This window comes from Pseudomonas pudica (assembly GCF_015680405.1).
Lineage (GTDB): Bacteria > Pseudomonadota > Gammaproteobacteria > Pseudomonadales > Pseudomonadaceae > Aquipseudomonas > Aquipseudomonas pudica.
In genome coordinates, this window is record NZ_JADLJS010000013.1 from 70504 (window position 1) to 87589 (window position 17086).

The window sequence follows — 17086 nt, forward strand, 5'->3', positions numbered from 1 at the left end:
CGGACCGCTTGCGAATTCAGGACTGGGCAATCAGGTCATGCAGGTAAGCCCAGGGGTAGATACCCCGCTCATGCCCGTCGCTGAACACCAGCTGCACGCCATACCCTTGTGGCTCGATCTGCAACACGCGCACATCATCGCGAACCAGGCTGATGCCCCCCTGCAACCGTGCCGCTCGGCATTGCGAACAGGGGCAGGCACCGCGCAGGCGGGCATGGCTGAGGCTGTGTTCGCCGTCTTGCCATTGCAGCACCAGTTGCCCTGGCCCGCGCATGTTGCGAATAGCTTGCGGGACGTTCATCAGGAGGCCCCGCGCAGTTGCGCCATGGCGATCCGCACAGCCTTGCGCACCTCGGGGTCGCTATCGGTCTCGGCGGCCTGCAGCACCGGCAAGGCACGCGCCTGGCCCAGCTCACCCAGGGCCAGAGCCGCCTCCTTGCGCAGGTTGGCAATGCGGTGGCCGAGCAACTCGCCAAGCGAGTCCAGGGCCGCAACATGACGCAGCCGCCCCAGGGACCGCGCCGCACGCAGACGGACTTGCCAGAAGTCATCGGCAAGAGCATTTACCAGAGCCGGGCCTGCCGGGGCCAGGCCCACCTTGCCTAGCGTGGTGGCGGCTTCTTCGCGCACTTGCCAGGCCTTATCAGCCAATGCAGCCACCAATGCTGGCACCACAGCGCTGTCTCGCGCGAGGCCCAGCGCACCGATGGCCGCGCGGCGCACCTCGGTGTCCGGCTCGTCTGCGGCAAGCTTTGCCAATGCTGGCAACGCCGGCTGGTGCTTGAGCCAGCCAAGAATACCCACGGCCTCACGCCGGACCGCGGCGTCGCCATCGGCCAGGGCCAGAAGTGCGGGCTCTGCAGCATCTTCCAGGCGCAACTCGCGCAAGGCACGCAGGGCGCTGGCACGGACGAAGGCATCGGCATGCTTGGCCCATGGCAGGATCAGCTGACCGGTTTCAAGGCTCTTGAGTTCGCTGAGGCTCTGCGCGGCAGCCAGTCGTACCGGCTCGGCAGCATCGGCCAGCGCAGCGCACAGGGCCTGCACGACTTCGGGTTCTTCCCAGGCCTCGAGCAGGCGCGCGGCCTCGGCTCGCACCTCGTCGGCGGCATCCACCAGCAGTGCATCGGTGAGCCATGGCAAGCCATCCGGGTCTTCCAGGTCGGCCAGTTCGATCAGGGCGATGCGGCGCACGCCTGCATCAGCGGCACCAAGGCGAGGCAGAAGAGCAAGGATGTCGGGGTTGTCAGTCGTTCGTTCAGTCATAGTGCGATCCGTAGCGGTGGGTGCTCAGTGTCCGGCAGGCCCAGCGGGGTCAGGCGCGGAAGTTCGCGGCCTTCCTCGTGACGGAGCAAGGCCAGACAGTGACGCTTGAGGTGAGTGAATTCAGGGCTGGTCAGCAGGCTGGCGCGGCGTGGGCGCGGAAATTCCAGGTGCAGGTCTTCGATAAAGCGGCCAGGTCGCGGGCTCATCACCAGGATACGGTCGGCCAGGAACAGCGCCTCGTCGATATCGTGGGTGACGAACACCACGGTGGTGCGGATGCTTGCCCAGATATCCAGCAACAGCTCCTGCATGCGTGCACGGGTTTGCGCATCCAGGGCACCGAAGGGTTCGTCCATGAGCAAAAGGCGCGGGCGGTTGACCAGCACCCGGGCAATCTCGGCCCGTTGCTGCATACCGCCGGACAACTGACTGGGCCAGCGCCCGGCAAAGTCGGCCAGCCCCACCAGTTGCAGCATTTCACGAGCCTGCTGGCGACGTTCGGCGCGGCCCTGGCCTTGCATCTTCAGGCCGAAGGCCACGTTGTCGAGCACGCTACGCCAAGGCAGCAAGGTGTGGTGCTGAAACACCATGCCGCGCTGCGGTGACGGCCCGGAAACGGTCTGGCCATCCACGCTCAACTGGCCGCTGCTGGGCACCAGGTGCCCGGCCAAGGCGCCAAGCAACGTCGACTTGCCACAACCGGAGGGGCCAAGGATGCAGACGAATTCGCCAGGCTCTACGGCAAAATCCAGACGCTGCACAGCCTCGAATGTTTCGCTGCCGTGCCCCAGGCGTATCGACAGGCCACGCCCGTCGATACGCCCTGGCGCTGGTTGATAACTATTCATCAGCTGGCCCTCCGCGTGCGGTACCAAGGCGTGGCCAACTCCCCAAGTCGCTTGACCAGGGCGCTGCTGCCCATGCCCAGCACGCCGATCAGCAGCATGCCGACGATGATGTCCGGGTAGTTTTGCAAGGTGTACGACTCCCAGGTGTAGTAGCCGATACCAAACTGTCCGGAAATCATCTCGGCGGTGACCAGGCAGAACCATGAAGTCCCCATGCCGATGGCCAGGCCAGTGACGATGCTCGGCAACGCTCCAGGCAACACCACTTCGCGCAGGATCGACCAACGCTCTGCACCGAGGCTGCGCGCCGATGCTACCAGGCGCGGGTCGATGGCCTCGACGCCGTGGACGGTGTTCAGCAGGATCGGGAACAACGCACCAGTGAAGGTTATGAACACCATCGACAGTTCCGACGAGGGGAACATCAGGATCGCCAGCGGGATCCAGGCCACTGCCGGAATCGGCCGCAGCACTTCGAGTGGCGGCAGCAAGGTGTCCTCCGCCCATTTCGAGCGGCCGATCAACAACCCCAGGGCAACGCCAATCAGCGCTGCGGCGGCATAACCGGCAAACACCCGTGACAAGCTGCTGCCCAGGTGCGCCAGCAGGGTGCTGGATGTCAGCAGCTGCCAGGCAGCTTCCAGCACCGCCTTCGGTGTGGGGACATAGGTGAACGTCAGCAGCCCGAGGTCCAGCTTCATGCTCGCCGCGACCTGCCAGAACAGCAGGCAGGCCAGCAGCGAAGCGAGGCGCACCGGCCAGCGCTTGAGGTTGCAGGTCATGTCGGTGCCTCCCGGTCAGCGCTGAGCGACAAGCTTCTGGTTGGCGCTGACGAAGTCCAGCGTTTCACCGCCATGGGCCTTGGCATACTGCTCGGCTTGGTCCTTGAGCAGGAACGCCGCCAGCTCACCCTTTGCGTTGCGCACGAACCAGGCCTGGTTGGCCAGCAACTTGATTCCGCTGTCGGCGGCCTGGGCGTAGATGGCGCGGATGTCCCTGCCCTCCTGCTCCAGTTGGGCCAAGGCGCCAAGCGCGGCCTCCGGCGAAGCGTAGTGGCGGACCTTGCCTTCACCGCGCACCCAGATCTGAGCCAGGCGGCTGAAGTCGGTGATCGGTTTGCCTGTCAGCGCGTCATTGGCCTTGAGTGGCTGCGGATCGTAGTCTTTCAGCGCCTTGTCGTAGTCCACGCCAGCCTCCTTGAAGGCCGCACGGATGTATTGGTCGTCGATGAACTTGTCGGTGTCGAGGCCACGGTCGGTCTTTTTGAGCAGCTTGAGCGTATCGATGGAGGTTGCGACTGCCTGACGGTATTCAGGCTTCCAGGTCAGGTCGCGGGTCTGCAGGCCGAGCGGGCCGTGGAACAGGTAATTGACCTCGGCTTCGATGCCGGTGACTTTCTCGATCAACTCGCTGTACTTCTCAGGTTCCGCAGCGATCAGCCGATCGGCTTCCAGGCTGGCGCGCAGGTAGGCGGTGACCACTTCGGGGTATTTCTTCGCATAATCGGCATCGACCAAAGCGCCATGGAAGGTCGGTGCGTTGGCCTGGGCGCCGTCATAGATCTTGCGGGCGAAGCCGCGGTTGGGGAACAGTTCGGCGAACGGCACAAAGTCGGCATGGGCCTCGATGCGGTTGCTACGCAGGGCGGAACCGGCGATTTCCGGCGCCTGGGCGATGATTCGCACATCCTTCTGCGGGTCCCAGCCTTGGGCTGCTACGGCACGCAGCAGCATTCCGTGGGCGGTGGAAGCGAATGGCACGGAAATGGTCTTGCCCTTGAGTTCAGTCAACGACTGCACGCTGGATGCTGCGGGTACGACGATGCCATTGCCGCTGCCGTGCACGCTGCCCGACAGCACGCTTACGAACAGGCTGCGCTTGCCGGCGTCCAGGTGAGCAACACCGTTGAACGACCCGGGGAAGTCGGCCATTGCCCCGAAGTCGAGTTTCCCAGCGACCATTTCATTGGTCAGTGGCGCACCGCTGGTGAAGTTCTTCCACTCCACCTGATACTTGGCATCCTTGTATTTGCCGTCATGCGGCAGGTACTTCTCCAGCAGGCCAAGCTCGCGTATCAGCAGGCCACCAGTGGCGCAGTTGATGGTGGTGTCCTGTGTGCCAATGGCGATGCGGATGGTTTCGGCGCTGGCATTCAGGCCAGTGAGCGCCAGCGCGAGGCCGGCCACGGTTGCAACAAGGCGCATGGGTGTTTCCCCTCGAGTCGTTATAAGAGTTGGATCGTCTCCGCCGCCCGGCTTGGGTGGTGGGAAACGAGGGGCACAGCGGGAGGGCGTCCGGTGGTGCGCCGGATGGCAGGATGAATCAGCGCAGCAGGTACGGGATGTCGACTTTCACCGCCCCCGTGGGGCAGTCCTTTTCGCAGGGCATGCAGTACCAGCATTCGTCGAAGGCCATGTAGGCCTTCTGCGTGGCCGGGTTGATCGCCAGCAGGTCCATGGGGCAAACCTCCACGCAGACGGTGCAGCCTTTATCGGCGATGCACTTGTCTTCGTCGATGGTGACCGGGGCGCTGCTGCGAAAGAAGATTTCTTGCGGCTGGTAGGCCATTTCACGGAGTCCTCGGGGCCTGCGGCCCACGTTCTTCAAAGTGTTCACAGGACACAGGGTCGCCTAGGCTGCGTCGGCCTTTACCCGCAGCTGGTCGTAGGCGGTCTGCTCTTCTGCATCCAAAGCAATCAGGTAAGGCTCGACCGCTTTCTTGAAGCTGGTCATTTCACCGTTCTCGCCTTTTTTCAAATGGCAATGGCAGAACCACTCGCCATCGTTGCGCTCGGGGAAGTCCACTCGATGGTGGTAAAGCCCCCAGCGGCTTTCCTCGCGGAACAGCGAGGCCCGCGCCGCCATCTCGGCGCAATCGCGAATCACCGAAACTTCCATCGCACGCATCAGTTCATGAGGGTTGCTGGCCTTCATCTGGTCCAGGTCACGTTCGATCTCGGCAAAGCGCTCAAGGCCGATTTCCATCTTCCTGGTCACCTTGGGCGGCTGCAGGTAATCGTTGACCATGCGCCTGAGCTTGTACTCGACCTGCGCCGGCGGCAGGCCATGCTGACGCTGCAGCGGGGCAAACACCCGCGCGCGCTCGCGCTCGACCTGTTCGGCATCGACCTCGGCGAATTCACGCCCGATCACGTAATGGGCAGCGTTCACACCGGCGAACCAGCCATAGGTGAAGGCCCCGAGCATGTAGTTGTGCGGCACCGCTGCCATATCGCCCGCGGCATACAGCCCTTTGACACTGGTCTCGGCCTTTTCATTGACCCACACCCCTGACGCCGAATGCCCCGAGCAGAAACCGATCTCCGAGATATGCATCTCGACCATGTGCTGGCGATAATCGGTACCACGCCCGGCGTGGAACTGGCCACGACTGGGGCGCTCGTTGCTGTGCAAGATCTCTTCGATGTTCTGGATGGTTTCCTCGGCCAGGTGATCGAGCTTGAGGAACACCGGGCCATTGCCGCCTTCGAGCTCCTGGTGGAATTCCCACATCATCTGGCCGCTCCAGTAGTCGCACTCGATAAAGCGCTCACCCTTGCTGTTGGCGGTATATCCACCCAGTGGGCCGGTGACGTAGGCACAGGCCGGACCGTTGTAGTCCTTGATCAGCGGGTTGATCTGGAAGCACTCGAGGTTGGCCAGTTCGGCACCTGCATGGTAGGCCATGGCGTAGCCATCACCGGCGTTTGTCGGGTTCTCGTAGGTGCCCATCAAATAACCCGACGACGGCAAGCCCAGGCGCCCGGCCGCACCGCAGGCAAGGATCACCGCCTTGGCCCGCACCACCCGAAACTCTCCGCTACGGCAATCGAAACCCAGCACGCCAGCGGCCGCGCCTTCACCATCGAGCAGCACACGGGTGCAGACCATACGGTTGCTGATTTCGACCCGGGCACGCTTGAGCTGACGGTACAGCACCTTCTTGATGTCGTGGCCTTCGGGCATGGGCAACACGTAGGCGCCCATGTGGTGAACCTTCTTCACCGCGTAGTCGCCGGTCTCGTCCTTCTCGAACTTCACCCCCCAGCGGTCGAGTTGCTCGATGGTTTCAAAGCTGTGGGTAGCGTAGGCATGCACCGTGGCCTGGTTGACGATGCCGTCATTGGCCACGGTGATTTCCTTGGTGTACTGCTCGGGGGTGGCGTGGCCTGGGATGATCGCGTTGTTCAGGCCATCCATGCCCATGCTGATGGCACCGCTGCGCTTGACGTTGGCTTTGTCCAGCAGCAGCACGCGCAGGTTTTTGTCCTGCTCCTTGGCCTTGATCGCCGCCATCGGCCCGGCGGTACCGCCACCGATAACGATGATGTCGTAATCCTGGGTCTGGATGCTCATGCCTTGCTCCCCTTCTGGCGGTCGATGCGCAGGCGGTACTGGAAAGCATCGCCGCGGTAGTAAAGGTGTTCGAAGTCCAGTGGTGTACCGTCGGCGGCATGGGTCAGGCGCTCGATGCGCATGATCGGCGAGCCTTCTTCAACATCCAGGGCCTGGGTCAGGTCGCTGTCAGCCAGCACGGCATCGATGGCCAGGTCGGCGTGGCCCAGGGCAATGCCGCAGTCGTTTTCCAGAAGCAGGAAAATATCGCGGGTGACAAGGTCGGCCTTTTCCAGTTTTTCGCCGACGGCCTTGGGCAACCAGGTCAGCTCCAGCGACACCGGCTCGCGGTTGATCAGCCGCACCCGGCGGATCTCGGTGACCAGGCTGCCCTCCTCGACCTGCAGCCGCGCGGCTACCAATGCATTGGCTGGCACATGGCGGAAGCTGCGCAGGCGGTTGATCACCTCGTAACCCATTTGCGTCATCGACTCGCCCAACCCCTGCAGGGTGCTGACGTTCTGGAATGCCTTGGGCTTGGCGACGAAGGTGCCCTTGCCGTGGATCTTGAAAATCAGCCCTTCCTTCTGCAGATCGCCCAGCGCCTGGCGCACGGTGATGCGGCTGACGTCGAAAGCCTTGCCCAGTTCGCTTTCCGAGGGCATGCGGCTATGCGATGGATAAGTGCCGTCGAGGATGCGCTCGCGCAGCAATTCCTTGAGCTGGGTGTAAAGCGGTACCGGGGACAGGGGGAGCAGTTCGGCCATAGGTCTCTTCGCTGATCGATTTACTTGTTATAACAAGTTGTGACCAGAGAATAGAGGGCATAATAACTTCCGTGGAAATATCGATATCGCATATGGATAGATGCGTTTGTGATTGCTGCTGTCGGCAGCTCTCGGCGAAAGGTAAAAACGGCTACAGATCAAGGCGATGGACGCCATCGGATCAGATGGGTATCATGCGTGCGCGTTGCACTCGTAGCTCAGCTGGATAGAGTACTGCCCTCCGAAGGCAGGGGTCGTGGGTTCGAATCCCGCCGAGTGCGCCATATCAAAAAGCCCTGGGCCTGTGCCCGGGGCTTTTTCGTTTGTGCGACATGTCGCGTTTCTGGCACTCCCGTGCCATGGGTCATTGGTGTTAGCGTGGGCGTCTTCCCGTTCCCAACGGGTAACCCACAACAATGATTGGCGAAGGAATGCGCACAACCATGCACCTGAAAAAACTTACCGCCACCACCCTGCTGCTGGCCAGCATCGGCCTGTTCACCCAACCGGCACAGGCCAACCTTACCCAGCAGCAGTCCGCGGCCATCGTCAAAGCCTTCGACGGCAGCGACCCAAGCGACTTCAAGCAGTTCCTCGGCAAGCTCAAAGGCAGCGACCTGGCCAAGGCCGACAACCTCGAGGCAACGCTCGATGCCTACCTGGCCGGCAAGCCACTGGCCGCCGAGCAGCAGAACGAAATCAACCGCCTGCTCGGCCTGTACACCCGCATCAAGTACGGCAAGGCCGCCAGCGAAACCCTGCGTGAACTGGTGGCCATCCCCACCTTCAACGTCGAAGGCACACCTCAGCACGAAAACCCCGAATTCCTCAGGATCGCTGACAAGATCAAGGCCCTTGCCGAGAGCTTCGGCCTGGCATTCCGCAACATCGACAATCGGGTATACGAGATTTCGCTGGGCAGCGGCGAGGAAGTGGTCGGCATCCATGCCCACGCCGACGTGGTGCCGGTCAACCCGGACAACTGGAAACTGGCCGATGGCACGCGCCTGGACCCGTTCAAGGTTACCTTGGTCGGCGACCGCATGTACGGCCGCGGCACCGAAGACGACAAGAACGGCATTGTCGTGGCGATGTATGCACTGAAAGTGGCCAAGGACGAGAACCTGCCTCTGGCTCGTCAGTTCAAGCTGCTGATCGACACCACTGAAGAAACCAGCGGTGATGCCATCCCCTACTACTTCGAGCGCAACCCCACGCCCGACTACAACCTGGCCCTCGATGGCGGCTACCCGGTGGTCATCGCCGAGAAAGGCTACGGCACGATCATGGCCAGCTTCAGCAAGCGCCAGGCCAATGGCAAGGGTGCCGAGATCGTCAACCTGACCGGCGGCCTGGCCACCAACCAGATCCCGACCACCTCGGTCGCGACCCTGGTCACCGACAACCCAGCGAAGCTGGCCAGCCAGCTGGAAAAAGCCGGCGCCGATTACGTGAAGCGCAATGGCGGCGACTTCAGCATCGCTGCCAAGGCCGATGGCAAGCAGGTATTGCTCACCGTGACCGGCGTTTCCGCCCACTCTTCGGAGCCGGAGTCCGGGGTCAACCCGGTGGCGCGCATGCTTGGTTTCATCAACGGCCTGGGCAAGGATGTACCACTCAAGCACAACCACTTCACCGAAGCCGCCCGCTATGCCGACGACAACTGGGGCCTGGACTACCTGGGCAACAAGCTCGGCGTGGCCTTCAAGGATTCGTTCATGGGCCCGCTTACCGCCTCGCTGACCTTTGTCGGGGTGGATGAAAAAGGCCTGAAACTGGCGGTGAACCTGCGCATTCCGAAAGGCAAGCCAATTGCCACGATCAAGGACGAGCTGGCTGACAAACTGGGCAAATGGACCCGGCAGAGCCATACCTCGGTGGCCTTCGACTACAGCCTGGACGAGCCGATGTACCGCAACCCCGAGGGCGAATGGGTCAAGGCCTTGCTTGACGTGGCTACCGAGAACCTGGGCATGAAGCACGAGTTTGGTACCTCGGCGGGCGCCACCTCGGTACATGACCTGCCTAACGGCGTGCAGTTCGGCCTGGCCATGCCGGATGTGAAGTACACCGGGCACAACGACAACGAGTTCAAGACCGTGGAACAGTTCATGCTGGACTTGCAGGTGGTGAGCGAGATGGTGGCGCGGATCGGGCAGATGCCGAAGCTCTGATTGACTGTTACCGGCCTCTTCGCGGGCACGCCCGCTCCCGCAGGAATTACGCAACGATCGAAGTAGGTGCGATACCTGTGGGAGCGGGCATGCCCGCGAAGAGGCCGGTACAGGCGATCACCAATGACGTTTTTCAATCGACTCGATGCCGTTTCCTGCATTGCCGTGCAGAGCGCCGTACCGGATGCTTTATTTACTCCGAGACATCGCTTTTTCCCCAGCAGAGGCCCGTATGAAGACCGTCGAACAAATCCTCAAGACCAAGTCCCAGCACCAGACCGTATACACCATCGGCCCGGATGACTCGGTACTCGACGCCCTGAAGCTGCTGGCGGAGAAAAACGTCGGTGCGCTACCGGTGGTCGAGGCCAACCAGGTGGTGGGTATCGTCAGTGAACGGGACTATGCGCGCAAGCTGGTGCTCAAGGGCCGCTCGTCTGCCGCTACCCCCGTGCGCGAGATCATGAGTGCTCCGGTGGTCACCGTGGAACCGAAGCAGAACCTCGAGTACTGCATGAACCTGATGACCAACCGCCACCTGCGCCACCTGCCGGTGGTCAGCAATGGCGAGCTGCTGGGCCTGCTGTCGATCGGTGACCTGGTAAAGGAAACCATCGCTGAACAAGCAAACCTGATTCTGAAACTGGAGCAATACATCCGCGGTGAATGAAGCGCCTCAATGGTAGGCGCGCTCCAGTTCGTCCAGCTGATGGTCGAAGCTGCGCAGGCGCGCCGACCAGGTGTACACCAGCACTTCCAGGTCCCGGTTGAGTACGGCGGTGTTGCCATGGCCGCTGCGGGTTGGCTCGCCTAAATCCAATTGGTAGCGTTCACGGGCCATGGCCTGGGCCACGCTGGACAGGTCACGGGCATTGGCCAGCCAGTGGTGATGGTGGTCGTGAACTTCGCGGTCGAGCAAGCGGCACTGGCGTTTCAGGGCATCCAGGCTCTGCTCCAGCGGGGTGCCCTTGAGCTCGCCCATGACCTCTTCGAAGGTGCGCCCCGAATGCCAGTAGCTGCCCCAGAAGTAGCGGTCGAACACCGTCTCGACGCGGCGCAGCGCGACCTTGGTATTCCAGATGGTCAGCAATGTTCGCCCCTGCACCACCTCGCGCTTGTTCAGGTGCAGTTGCTGCCAGGCGATCCAGGCCAGCGCGACCAGTGCAACCGCCACAGTGACAGCGGCAGCGGCGTACAGGAAGTGCACTGCCTGGTTCATCTGTTGCGTTTGCCTGATGCCGTAGAAATAACTGGCCGTCAAGGTGCCCAGGATCGTCACGGAGCACCAGAAACCTGGTGCGTAGGGATCTTTCATCGCGCTATCCCCTTGTTGTTTTCCTGAGCATAGCAACGGCCAATCACTCGTCAGGCACCACTCGGCGCTTTATTTTTTACGCAGGTGCAGCGCCTCGTTCAGTTGGTCGATCATTGGAATCCAGTCGTCATCAGCGATGTACTTCTCTTTCAGGAAAGCGCGCTGGGAATCGCTCCAGAAAGGTGCATCAACCAGCTTTACATCATCGTCGAGCGGCGAATGGGTGCTGATGAAACGGTCGATTTCGACCGGATCGTCAGACAGCCCCAGCTGTTTGAAGATCTCGGACAAAGGATGAATCGGCTTTTCCATGGTTCCTCCTCGTCGCCAGACCGGTCGTCGACGATGCCGGCCCGGCATGGGTTGAGAGCATCAGCTGAGCTCACGCACTTCGGCGCGCGGCACCAGCTTCAGATATTGCTCCATGCTCATGTGAATCAGATGATCATGATCACCTGCCTCCAGATAGACATCGCCTTGGCGGGTAAGACTCGAATCAAGCAGCATCTTTATCTGGTAGGCATCGCCGAGCGCCGGCACGGCACCGCGCTCGCAGTCACCGAACAGGCTCGGCAGGCCGCTTTCACGGGTCAGTTGCCAGGCCCCGGACATGCGCACCTTGGTCATGTCCAGATGCCGGTTGGCCGGTAGCACGGCCATGATGTAGTTGCCATGACGGTCATCGAGCATCACCGACTTGGCGACCCGCTCGGCGGGTACGCCGGCCGTACGGGCCGACTCCAGGCTGGTGGCTGAATGGGGATGGGGAATGATGTCGTAATCGCAGTTGGCCTTGTCCAGGCGATCCTGCAGGGTCTTTGCCATACGCATGATGCACCTCCGGTTTCGCCCCCCAATTTCCAATTTTAGGCCGGGTACCAGCAGGCAGGGCTAAACTTGTGCAATAGAGGCAAACGAGGTGACGACAGGTGATCACCCGCTGCTGGCGCTGGCTGTTGCTGCTGTTGCTGCTTGGTATCACGCCAGGTGGTCAGGGAGCGCCCGGCTCAGTCTGGGTGCTGGACATCGATGACGCCATCGGCCCGGCGAGCGCTGACTACCTGGTGCGCAGCCTCGACCAGGCCAAAGCGCAGGGCGCGCAGCTGGTGGTAGTCCGCATGGACACTCCAGGCGGCCTCGACAGCGCCATGCGCCAGATGATCAAGGCGATTCTCGCCAGCCCCGTGCCAGTCGCAACTTTCGTCGCCCCCAGTGGGGCCCGCGCCGCCAGCGCCGGTACTTATATTCTCTATGCCAGCCATGTCGCGGCCATGGCGCCCGGTACCAACCTAGGTGCCGCCACGCCCGTGCAGATCGGCGCCCCACCAGGCACCCCCAAGGACGACAAGGCCAAAGGCAGTGGTGACCAAACCCTCGCGCGCAAGCAGGTCAACGATGCGGCGGCCTACATTCGTGGCCTCGCGCAGCTGCGTGGACGAAATGCCGACTGGGCGGAGAAGGCCGTGCGCGAGGCGGTCAGCCTCTCCGCCAGCGAGGCATTGCGGCTCGACGTTATCGACCTTGTGGCCGATGACCTGCCCGACCTGCTACGCAAACTCGATGGCAAGAATCTCACTGTCGCTGGCCAGCCCTTGCAACTGCAGACGGCCGGCGCCAGCCTGGTCGAACATCTACCGGACTGGCGCACACGGGTACTGGCGGTCATCACCAACCCCAGCGTGGCGCTGATCCTGATCATGATCGGCGTGTACGGCCTGCTGTTCGAATTCATGAACCCCGGCTCTACGGTGGGCGGCGTGGTCGGCGGCATCTGCCTGCTGCTGGCGCTGTATGCCCTGCAACTACTGCCGGTGAGCTTCGCCGGGGTGGCGCTGATATTGCTCGGTATCGCCTTCATGATCGCCGAAGCCTTCCTGCCCAGTTTCGGCGTGGTCGGCTTTGGCGGCATCGTCGCCTTTGTGGTCGGTGCGCTGATCCTGATCGACACTGATGCGCCTGGTTTCGGCATCCCGCTGGCCCTGATCGGCACACTGGCGGTGCTATCGGCGCTGCTGATCGGTGGTGTGCTGAGCATGGCCCTCAAGGCCCGGCGACGGGCGCTGGTCAGCGGTGACGCCGGCCTGGTCGGGAGCCTGGTCACCGTCACCCAAGTAATGGCGGGCAATCCGTTCTGTGGCTTTGTACTGGCCCAGGGCGAGCAATGGCAGGCGCAGTGTGCAACGCCACTGCAAGCGGGCCAGAACGTGCGGGTGACTGCGCGCCATGGCGTCATGCTGGAAGTGAGCGCCGCCGCGCCCGCGGCGCAAGGAGAATGACCATGTTCATCCAATTGGGCTTCGGCGCGGTGCTGATCGTGCTGATGATGCTGTTGCTGTCGGCGTTCCGCATCCTGCGTGAATACGAGCGCGGCGTGGTGTTCCAACTGGGGCGCTTCTGGCAGGTGAAGGGACCGGGGCTGATCCTGTTGATCCCGGTGATCCAGCAAATGGTGCGGGTCGACCTGCGCACCGTGGTGCTGGATGTACCACCGCAGGATGTGATCACCCGCGACAACGTCTCGGTCAAGGTCAACGCCGTGCTGTACTTTCGCGTGCTCGACCCGCAGAAGGCGATCATCCAGGTCGAGGATTTCCTCGTGGCGACCAGCCAGCTGGCCCAGACCACACTGCGCGCGGTGCTCGGCAAGCACGAACTGGATGAACTGTTGGCCGAACGCGAGCAGCTGAACTCGGACATTCGCCAGGTGCTGGATGCACAGACCGATGCCTGGGGTATCAAGGTGGCCAACGTCGAGATCAAGCACGTCGACCTCAACGAATCGATGGTGCGTGCCATCGCCCGCCAGGCCGAGGCTGAGCGTGAACGGCGAGCCAAGGTGATCCATGCCGAGGGTGAGTTACAGGCGTCGGAGAAGCTTATGCAGGCAGCGCAGATGCTGAGCAAGGAGCCGGGAGCGATGCAGTTGCGTTACATGCAGACGTTGGGGACGATTGCCGGGGACAAGAGCTCGACTATCGTCTTTCCGCTGCCGGTGGATTTGCTCAAGGGGTTGGTGGACAAGCAGAAATAGGGCAGGCCGCTACGCAATCCCTGCAGGAGCGGCCTTGTATCGCGATGGGCTGCAAAGCAGACCTCGGGCCTATCAGACAGGCGCGCGGCGCAGGGTCGCCAGGAAGGTGGCGGCACCAATGAACAACCCGGCGAACGTCCGGTTCAAACGCTTCTGCTGCTTGGGCGTACGCAGCAAGCGCAACACCCGCGCAGCCAACCCGGTATACCCCGCCATCACCAGCATATCCACGGTGACCATGGTCACGGTGATCGCCACATACTGCGGCAGCAGCGGTTCATGCGGGTTGATGAACTGCGGCAGCACCGCCAGCATGAACACCAGTGCCTTGGGGTTGCTGACGTTGACCAGGAAGCCACGGAACACCAGGCTCAGCGGTTTACCGATCGGGCGCACGGCGGATTCATCACTCATGTCCATCGGCAAGGCTCGCCATTGCTTGTAGGCCAGGTAGACAAGATAGGCGACGCCGAACCATTTGATGATCTGGAAGGCCGTGGCCGAGGCGGCCAGGATGGCGCCGACGCCGGCGGCAATGATGGCGATCTGCACGATCAGGCCCAGTTGCAGGCCCAGGGCGTTCCAGTAACCACGCCAGAAGCCGTATTGCAGGCCGCTGGACATCGAGGCAATCGCCCCGGCACCGGGTGAAAGGCTGATCACCCAACAGGCGGCAAAGAAGCCCAACCACACTTCCATCGACATCACACACCTCGCTCGAACATATGTTGCAAAACGTTAAGCTAAGGTGTTGGTGAAAAAATAACCAGTAAATTTTGCAGGTTTTGTTCTGCCTGTACCCGCGAAGAGGCCGTTGCAAATTCAGTCAACCTCGACAGGCGACTCTTTGTGCATGGACTGCACCTCAGCCCCGCGCCAGCGCCGTACCGACTTCTGGAAGAACTGGCTATTGGGCACCTGCACCAGCGCCCCGCCCGCCTCGGGCATTTCCATCAGGGTCGTGAACAGCAGGTTGATGGCAATCACCCGGCCCTTGACGCCCGGCTTGTCCAGGGTGTCGACCAGTTCGACCACGTCACCGATACGAAACGGCCCTACGGTGAAGATCAGCACGGCGCACAGCAGGTTGGACAGCACGCTCCACATGGCGAAGAAGGCCACCGCCGCCACCGCGACGAAGCCGGACAGTGCTGTCCACAGCACAGTCGCCGACACACCCAGGCGCTCCAGCACGAACAGCAACGCGCTGCCCATGATCAGCCAGCGCAGGCCGCCACGCACCGGTACCAGCAGCTCCGGCGGCAACGGGTAACGCTGGCTCAGGCGACTCAGACCGCGTGCAACGATGCGCTGCAGGACGAAGGCCGCTACCAGGATCAACAGGATCTGCAAGCCCAACCAGAAAGTGTCCATCCATTGCCCTGGCAGCAGCGAACGCAGTTCCTCCATCAGGACAGCGCCTCAAGCTCGGCCTGCATGCTTTCGAGGGTTTCCAGCGCTTCCATCCAGGCCTCTTCCAGTTCACCTTCGCGCTGCTTCAGCTTGGTCTGGCGCGCCAGCAGGTCACGCAACTCGTCCTTTCGCGACGCGTCGTAGAGGCCACCATCACCCAATGCGGTCTCGATCTCGGCCAGTTGCGCGTGCACCTGGTTAAGCTCGGCTTCAAGCTTGTCGGCGGCCTTCTTGTGCGGGGCCAGTTGCTGGCGCAAGGCCGCGGCAGCCTGGCGCTGGGCTTTCTTGTCGGTCTTGTCCGGGTTGACCGGGGCTGTACTGGCCGGCGCGCTGCGCTGGCGGTACTCGACCAGCCAGCGGCTGTAGTCGTCCAGGTCACCATCGAAGATGTCGACCTTGCCGTCAGCCACCAACAGGAAGTCGTCGGTAGTGCTCTTGAGCAGGTGACGGTCGTGCGATACCACCACCACGGCACCGGCAAACTCCTGCAGGGCCATGGTCAGCGCCAGGCGCATTTCCAGGTCGAGGTGGTTGGTCGGTTCGTCGAGCAGCAGCAGGTTCGGGCGCTCCCAGGCGATCAAGGCCAGCGCCAGGCGAGCCTTCTCACCACCGGAGAAGTTCACCACCGGCTCGTCGACGCGGTCGCCATGGAAGTCGAAACCGCCCAGGAAGTCGCGCAGGGTCTGCTCACGCTCGGTGGGGGCAATGCGCTGCAGGTGCAACAGCGGGCTGGCCTTGTCGTCCAGCGAATCCAGCTGGTGCTGGGCGAAGTAGCCCACGGCCAGGTTCTCACCCCGTACCAGGCGGCCCGACAATGGCTCGAGCTCGCCAGCGAGGTTCTTGATCAGGGTCGACTTGCCAGCGCCGTTGGGGCCGAGCAGGCCAATGCGCGCACCGGGGGTGAGCTGCAGCTTGACCTTGTCGAGGATCGCCTTGTCACCGTAGCCCAGGCGGCCTTCGGACAGGCTGAGCAGCGGGCTGGAGATTTTCTGCGACTCGCGGAAAACGAAGTCGAACGGCGAATCGACATGCGCCGCCGACAGCTCTTCCATGCGCTCCAGGGCCTTGATCCGGCTCTGTGCCTGGCGGGCCTTGGTGGCCTGGGCCTTGAAGCGGGCAATGTACTTTTCCATGTGCGCACGCTGGGCCTGCTGTTTCTCGTAGGCCTGCTGCTGTTGCGCCAGGCGCTCGGCCCGGGTGCGCTCGAAGGCGGTGTAGCCGCCTTTGTACAGGTTCAGCTTGCGCTGCTCGACATGGAGCACATGGTCGACCACGGCATCGAGGAAGTCGCGGTCGTGGGAGATCAGCAACAACGTGCCGGGGTAGCCCTTGAGCCAGTCCTCCAGCCACAGGATAGCGTCCAGGTCCAGGTGGTTGGTGGGCTCGTCGAGCAGCAGCAGGTCGGACGGGCACATCAGGGCCTGGGCCAGGTTCAGGCGCATCCGCCAGCCACCGGAGAAGTCGCCGACGCGGCGGTCCATCTGTTCGTTGGTGAAACCAAGGCCGGCCAGCAACTTGCGGGCGCGGGCGTCGGCGGTATAACCGTCGGCGCTATCCAGCTCAATGTGCAGGCGTGCCAGGGCGGTACCATCATGGGCTTGCTCGGCCGCGGCCAGCTCGGACTGGACCTTGCGCAGGCGCACATCACCGTCGAGCACATAGTCCACGGCCAGGCGGTCGAGGGTATCGACCTCCTGGCGCATGTGGGCGATGCGCCAGTCACCGGGCAGCTGGCAGTCGCCGGCATCGGGCGACAGCTCACCGCGCAGCAAGGCGAACAGGCTGGATTTCCCGGCGCCGTTGGCGCCGATCAGGCCGGCCTTGTGACCGGTGTGCAGGGTCATCTCGGCGCCTTCTAGCAAGCGCTGCGGACCACGCTGTAAAGTGAGGTTGGATAGTCTGATCATGATGGTCGCGGAGTCTACCAGCTTCCTCGG

At 62.6% G+C, this 17086-nt stretch carries 18 protein-coding genes and 1 tRNA gene; 5 read left to right on the top strand and 14 right to left on the bottom strand.

Annotation, left to right across the window (positions count from 1 at the left end):
- Window positions 1-16: 16 nt before the first annotated feature.
- The 8 genes from IRZ77_RS12035 to IRZ77_RS12070 form a co-directional block, all read right to left on the bottom strand.
- Window positions 17-301: a DUF971 domain-containing protein gene (locus tag IRZ77_RS12035; RefSeq protein ID WP_196173563.1), complete on the bottom strand. Its 285-nt coding sequence runs from the start codon at window positions 299-301 to the stop codon at window positions 17-19.
- Window positions 301-1266, bottom strand: coding sequence for a HEAT repeat domain-containing protein (locus IRZ77_RS12040; RefSeq protein WP_196173565.1), 966 nt, complete (start codon window positions 1264-1266; stop codon window positions 301-303). The genes IRZ77_RS12035 and IRZ77_RS12040 overlap by 1 nt, the downstream gene beginning before the upstream one ends.
- Entirely contained in the window at window positions 1263-2114 is an 852-nt protein-coding gene (locus IRZ77_RS12045) for an ABC transporter ATP-binding protein (protein WP_046616393.1), read from the bottom strand. Before IRZ77_RS12045 ends, IRZ77_RS12040 begins: the two co-directional genes overlap by 4 nt.
- Window positions 2114-2896: an ABC transporter permease gene (locus tag IRZ77_RS12050; RefSeq protein ID WP_135002862.1), complete on the bottom strand. Its 783-nt coding sequence runs from the start codon at window positions 2894-2896 to the stop codon at window positions 2114-2116. The genes IRZ77_RS12045 and IRZ77_RS12050 overlap by 1 nt, the downstream gene beginning before the upstream one ends.
- A 15-nt stretch (window positions 2897-2911) precedes the next feature.
- Window positions 2912-4318 carry an ABC transporter substrate-binding protein gene (locus tag IRZ77_RS12055; RefSeq protein WP_196173567.1) on the bottom strand — a complete coding sequence of 469 codons (1407 nt, stop codon included), beginning with the start codon at window positions 4316-4318 and terminating at the stop codon, window positions 2912-2914.
- 118 nt (window positions 4319-4436) lie between these two features.
- The gene (locus IRZ77_RS12060; RefSeq protein ID WP_046616397.1) at window positions 4437-4682 is read right to left on the bottom strand and encodes a 4Fe-4S dicluster domain-containing protein; all 246 of its coding nucleotides are present in this window, start codon (window positions 4680-4682) and stop codon (window positions 4437-4439) included.
- Between the two features lie 63 nt (window positions 4683-4745).
- Entirely contained in the window at window positions 4746-6470 is a 1725-nt protein-coding gene (locus IRZ77_RS12065) for a fumarate reductase/succinate dehydrogenase flavoprotein subunit (RefSeq protein WP_085599911.1), read from the bottom strand.
- Complete coding sequence (locus IRZ77_RS12070) at window positions 6467-7216, bottom strand: GntR family transcriptional regulator (protein ID WP_015268562.1); 750 nt, start codon at window positions 7214-7216, stop codon at window positions 6467-6469. The genes IRZ77_RS12065 and IRZ77_RS12070 overlap by 4 nt, the downstream gene beginning before the upstream one ends.
- A 207-nt stretch (window positions 7217-7423) precedes the next feature.
- Here IRZ77_RS12070 and IRZ77_RS12075 point away from each other — a divergent pair.
- From IRZ77_RS12075 to IRZ77_RS12085, 3 genes are all read left to right on the top strand, one after another.
- Window positions 7424-7500, top strand: a tRNA-Arg gene (locus tag IRZ77_RS12075).
- A gap of 159 nt (window positions 7501-7659) precedes the next feature.
- Window positions 7660-9390, top strand: coding sequence for a dipeptidase (locus IRZ77_RS12080; protein WP_196173570.1), 1731 nt, complete (start codon window positions 7660-7662; stop codon window positions 9388-9390).
- Between the two features lie 232 nt (window positions 9391-9622).
- Complete coding sequence (locus tag IRZ77_RS12085; protein WP_025337291.1) at window positions 9623-10060, top strand: CBS domain-containing protein; 438 nt, start codon at window positions 9623-9625, stop codon at window positions 10058-10060.
- Between the two features lie 6 nt (window positions 10061-10066).
- On the opposite strand, the gene IRZ77_RS12090 is transcribed toward IRZ77_RS12085, so the two are convergent.
- The 3 genes from IRZ77_RS12090 to IRZ77_RS12100 all read right to left on the bottom strand — a co-directional run bounded on the left by IRZ77_RS12090 (window position 10067) and on the right by IRZ77_RS12100 (window position 11536).
- Window positions 10067-10705, bottom strand: a complete 639-nt coding sequence (locus IRZ77_RS12090) for a hypothetical protein (RefSeq protein WP_046616414.1) — start codon at window positions 10703-10705, stop codon at window positions 10067-10069.
- A 69-nt stretch (window positions 10706-10774) separates the two neighbouring features.
- Window positions 10775-11017 (bottom strand): DUF2789 domain-containing protein, encoded by a 243-nt coding sequence (locus tag IRZ77_RS12095; protein WP_046616415.1) that lies wholly within the window; start codon window positions 11015-11017, stop codon window positions 10775-10777.
- Window positions 11018-11077: 60 nt separating this feature from the next.
- Window positions 11078-11536, bottom strand: a complete 459-nt coding sequence (locus IRZ77_RS12100; RefSeq protein WP_003260230.1) for an aminoacyl-tRNA deacylase — start codon at window positions 11534-11536, stop codon at window positions 11078-11080.
- Window positions 11537-11634: 98 nt separating this feature from the next.
- On the opposite strand from IRZ77_RS12100, the gene IRZ77_RS12105 reads away from it, so the two are divergent.
- A complete protein-coding gene (locus IRZ77_RS12105; protein WP_196173571.1) occupies window positions 11635-12981 on the top strand; it encodes an NfeD family protein in 1347 nt (448 codons plus the stop codon).
- A 2-nt stretch (window positions 12982-12983) separates the two neighbouring features.
- Entirely contained in the window at window positions 12984-13736 is a 753-nt protein-coding gene (locus tag IRZ77_RS12110) for a slipin family protein (protein ID WP_196173573.1), read from the top strand.
- 72 nt (window positions 13737-13808) lie between these two features.
- On the opposite strand, the gene IRZ77_RS12115 is transcribed toward IRZ77_RS12110, so the two are convergent.
- The 3 genes from IRZ77_RS12115 to IRZ77_RS12125 all read right to left on the bottom strand — a co-directional run bounded on the left by IRZ77_RS12115 (window position 13809) and on the right by IRZ77_RS12125 (window position 17056).
- Entirely contained in the window at window positions 13809-14441 is a 633-nt protein-coding gene (locus IRZ77_RS12115; protein WP_046616418.1) for a LysE family transporter, read from the bottom strand.
- Window positions 14442-14558: 117 nt separating this feature from the next.
- Window positions 14559-15146: a mechanosensitive ion channel family protein gene (locus IRZ77_RS12120; RefSeq protein WP_046616419.1), complete on the bottom strand. Its 588-nt coding sequence runs from the start codon at window positions 15144-15146 to the stop codon at window positions 14559-14561.
- Window positions 15146-17056: an ATP-binding cassette domain-containing protein gene (locus IRZ77_RS12125; protein ID WP_046616420.1), complete on the bottom strand. Its 1911-nt coding sequence runs from the start codon at window positions 17054-17056 to the stop codon at window positions 15146-15148. The genes IRZ77_RS12120 and IRZ77_RS12125 overlap by 1 nt, the downstream gene beginning before the upstream one ends.
- Window positions 17057-17086 lie beyond the last annotated feature (30 nt).

Bases quoted from the DNA above. Each gene is read 5' to 3' on its own strand.
- IRZ77_RS12035 (WP_196173563.1), bottom strand. From the start codon at position 301: ATGAACGTCCCGCAAGCTATTCGCAACATGCGCGGGCCAGGGCAACTG.
- IRZ77_RS12040 (WP_196173565.1), bottom strand. From the start codon at position 1,266: ATGACTGAACGAACGACTGACAACCCCGACATCCTTGCTCTTCTGCCT.
- IRZ77_RS12045 (WP_046616393.1), bottom strand. From the start codon at position 2,114: ATGAATAGTTATCAACCAGCGCCAGGGCGTATCGACGGGCGTGGCCTG.
- IRZ77_RS12050 (WP_135002862.1), bottom strand. From the start codon at position 2,896: ATGACCTGCAACCTCAAGCGCTGGCCGGTGCGCCTCGCTTCGCTGCTG.
- IRZ77_RS12055 (WP_196173567.1), bottom strand. From the start codon at position 4,318: ATGCGCCTTGTTGCAACCGTGGCCGGCCTCGCGCTGGCGCTCACTGGC.
- IRZ77_RS12060 (WP_046616397.1), bottom strand. From the start codon at position 4,682: ATGGCCTACCAGCCGCAAGAAATCTTCTTTCGCAGCAGCGCCCCGGTC.
- IRZ77_RS12065 (WP_085599911.1), bottom strand. From the start codon at position 6,470: ATGAGCATCCAGACCCAGGATTACGACATCATCGTTATCGGTGGCGGT.
- IRZ77_RS12070 (WP_015268562.1), bottom strand. From the start codon at position 7,216: ATGGCCGAACTGCTCCCCCTGTCCCCGGTACCGCTTTACACCCAGCTC.
- IRZ77_RS12080 (WP_196173570.1), top strand. From the start codon at position 7,660: ATGCACCTGAAAAAACTTACCGCCACCACCCTGCTGCTGGCCAGCATC.
- IRZ77_RS12085 (WP_025337291.1), top strand. From the start codon at position 9,623: ATGAAGACCGTCGAACAAATCCTCAAGACCAAGTCCCAGCACCAGACC.
- IRZ77_RS12090 (WP_046616414.1), bottom strand. From the start codon at position 10,705: ATGAAAGATCCCTACGCACCAGGTTTCTGGTGCTCCGTGACGATCCTG.
- IRZ77_RS12095 (WP_046616415.1), bottom strand. From the start codon at position 11,017: ATGGAAAAGCCGATTCATCCTTTGTCCGAGATCTTCAAACAGCTGGGG.
- IRZ77_RS12100 (WP_003260230.1), bottom strand. From the start codon at position 11,536: ATGCGTATGGCAAAGACCCTGCAGGATCGCCTGGACAAGGCCAACTGC.
- IRZ77_RS12110 (WP_196173573.1), top strand. From the start codon at position 12,984: ATGTTCATCCAATTGGGCTTCGGCGCGGTGCTGATCGTGCTGATGATG.
- IRZ77_RS12115 (WP_046616418.1), bottom strand. From the start codon at position 14,441: ATGTCGATGGAAGTGTGGTTGGGCTTCTTTGCCGCCTGTTGGGTGATC.
- IRZ77_RS12120 (WP_046616419.1), bottom strand. From the start codon at position 15,146: ATGGAGGAACTGCGTTCGCTGCTGCCAGGGCAATGGATGGACACTTTC.
- IRZ77_RS12125 (WP_046616420.1), bottom strand. From the start codon at position 17,056: ATGATCAGACTATCCAACCTCACTTTACAGCGTGGTCCGCAGCGCTTG.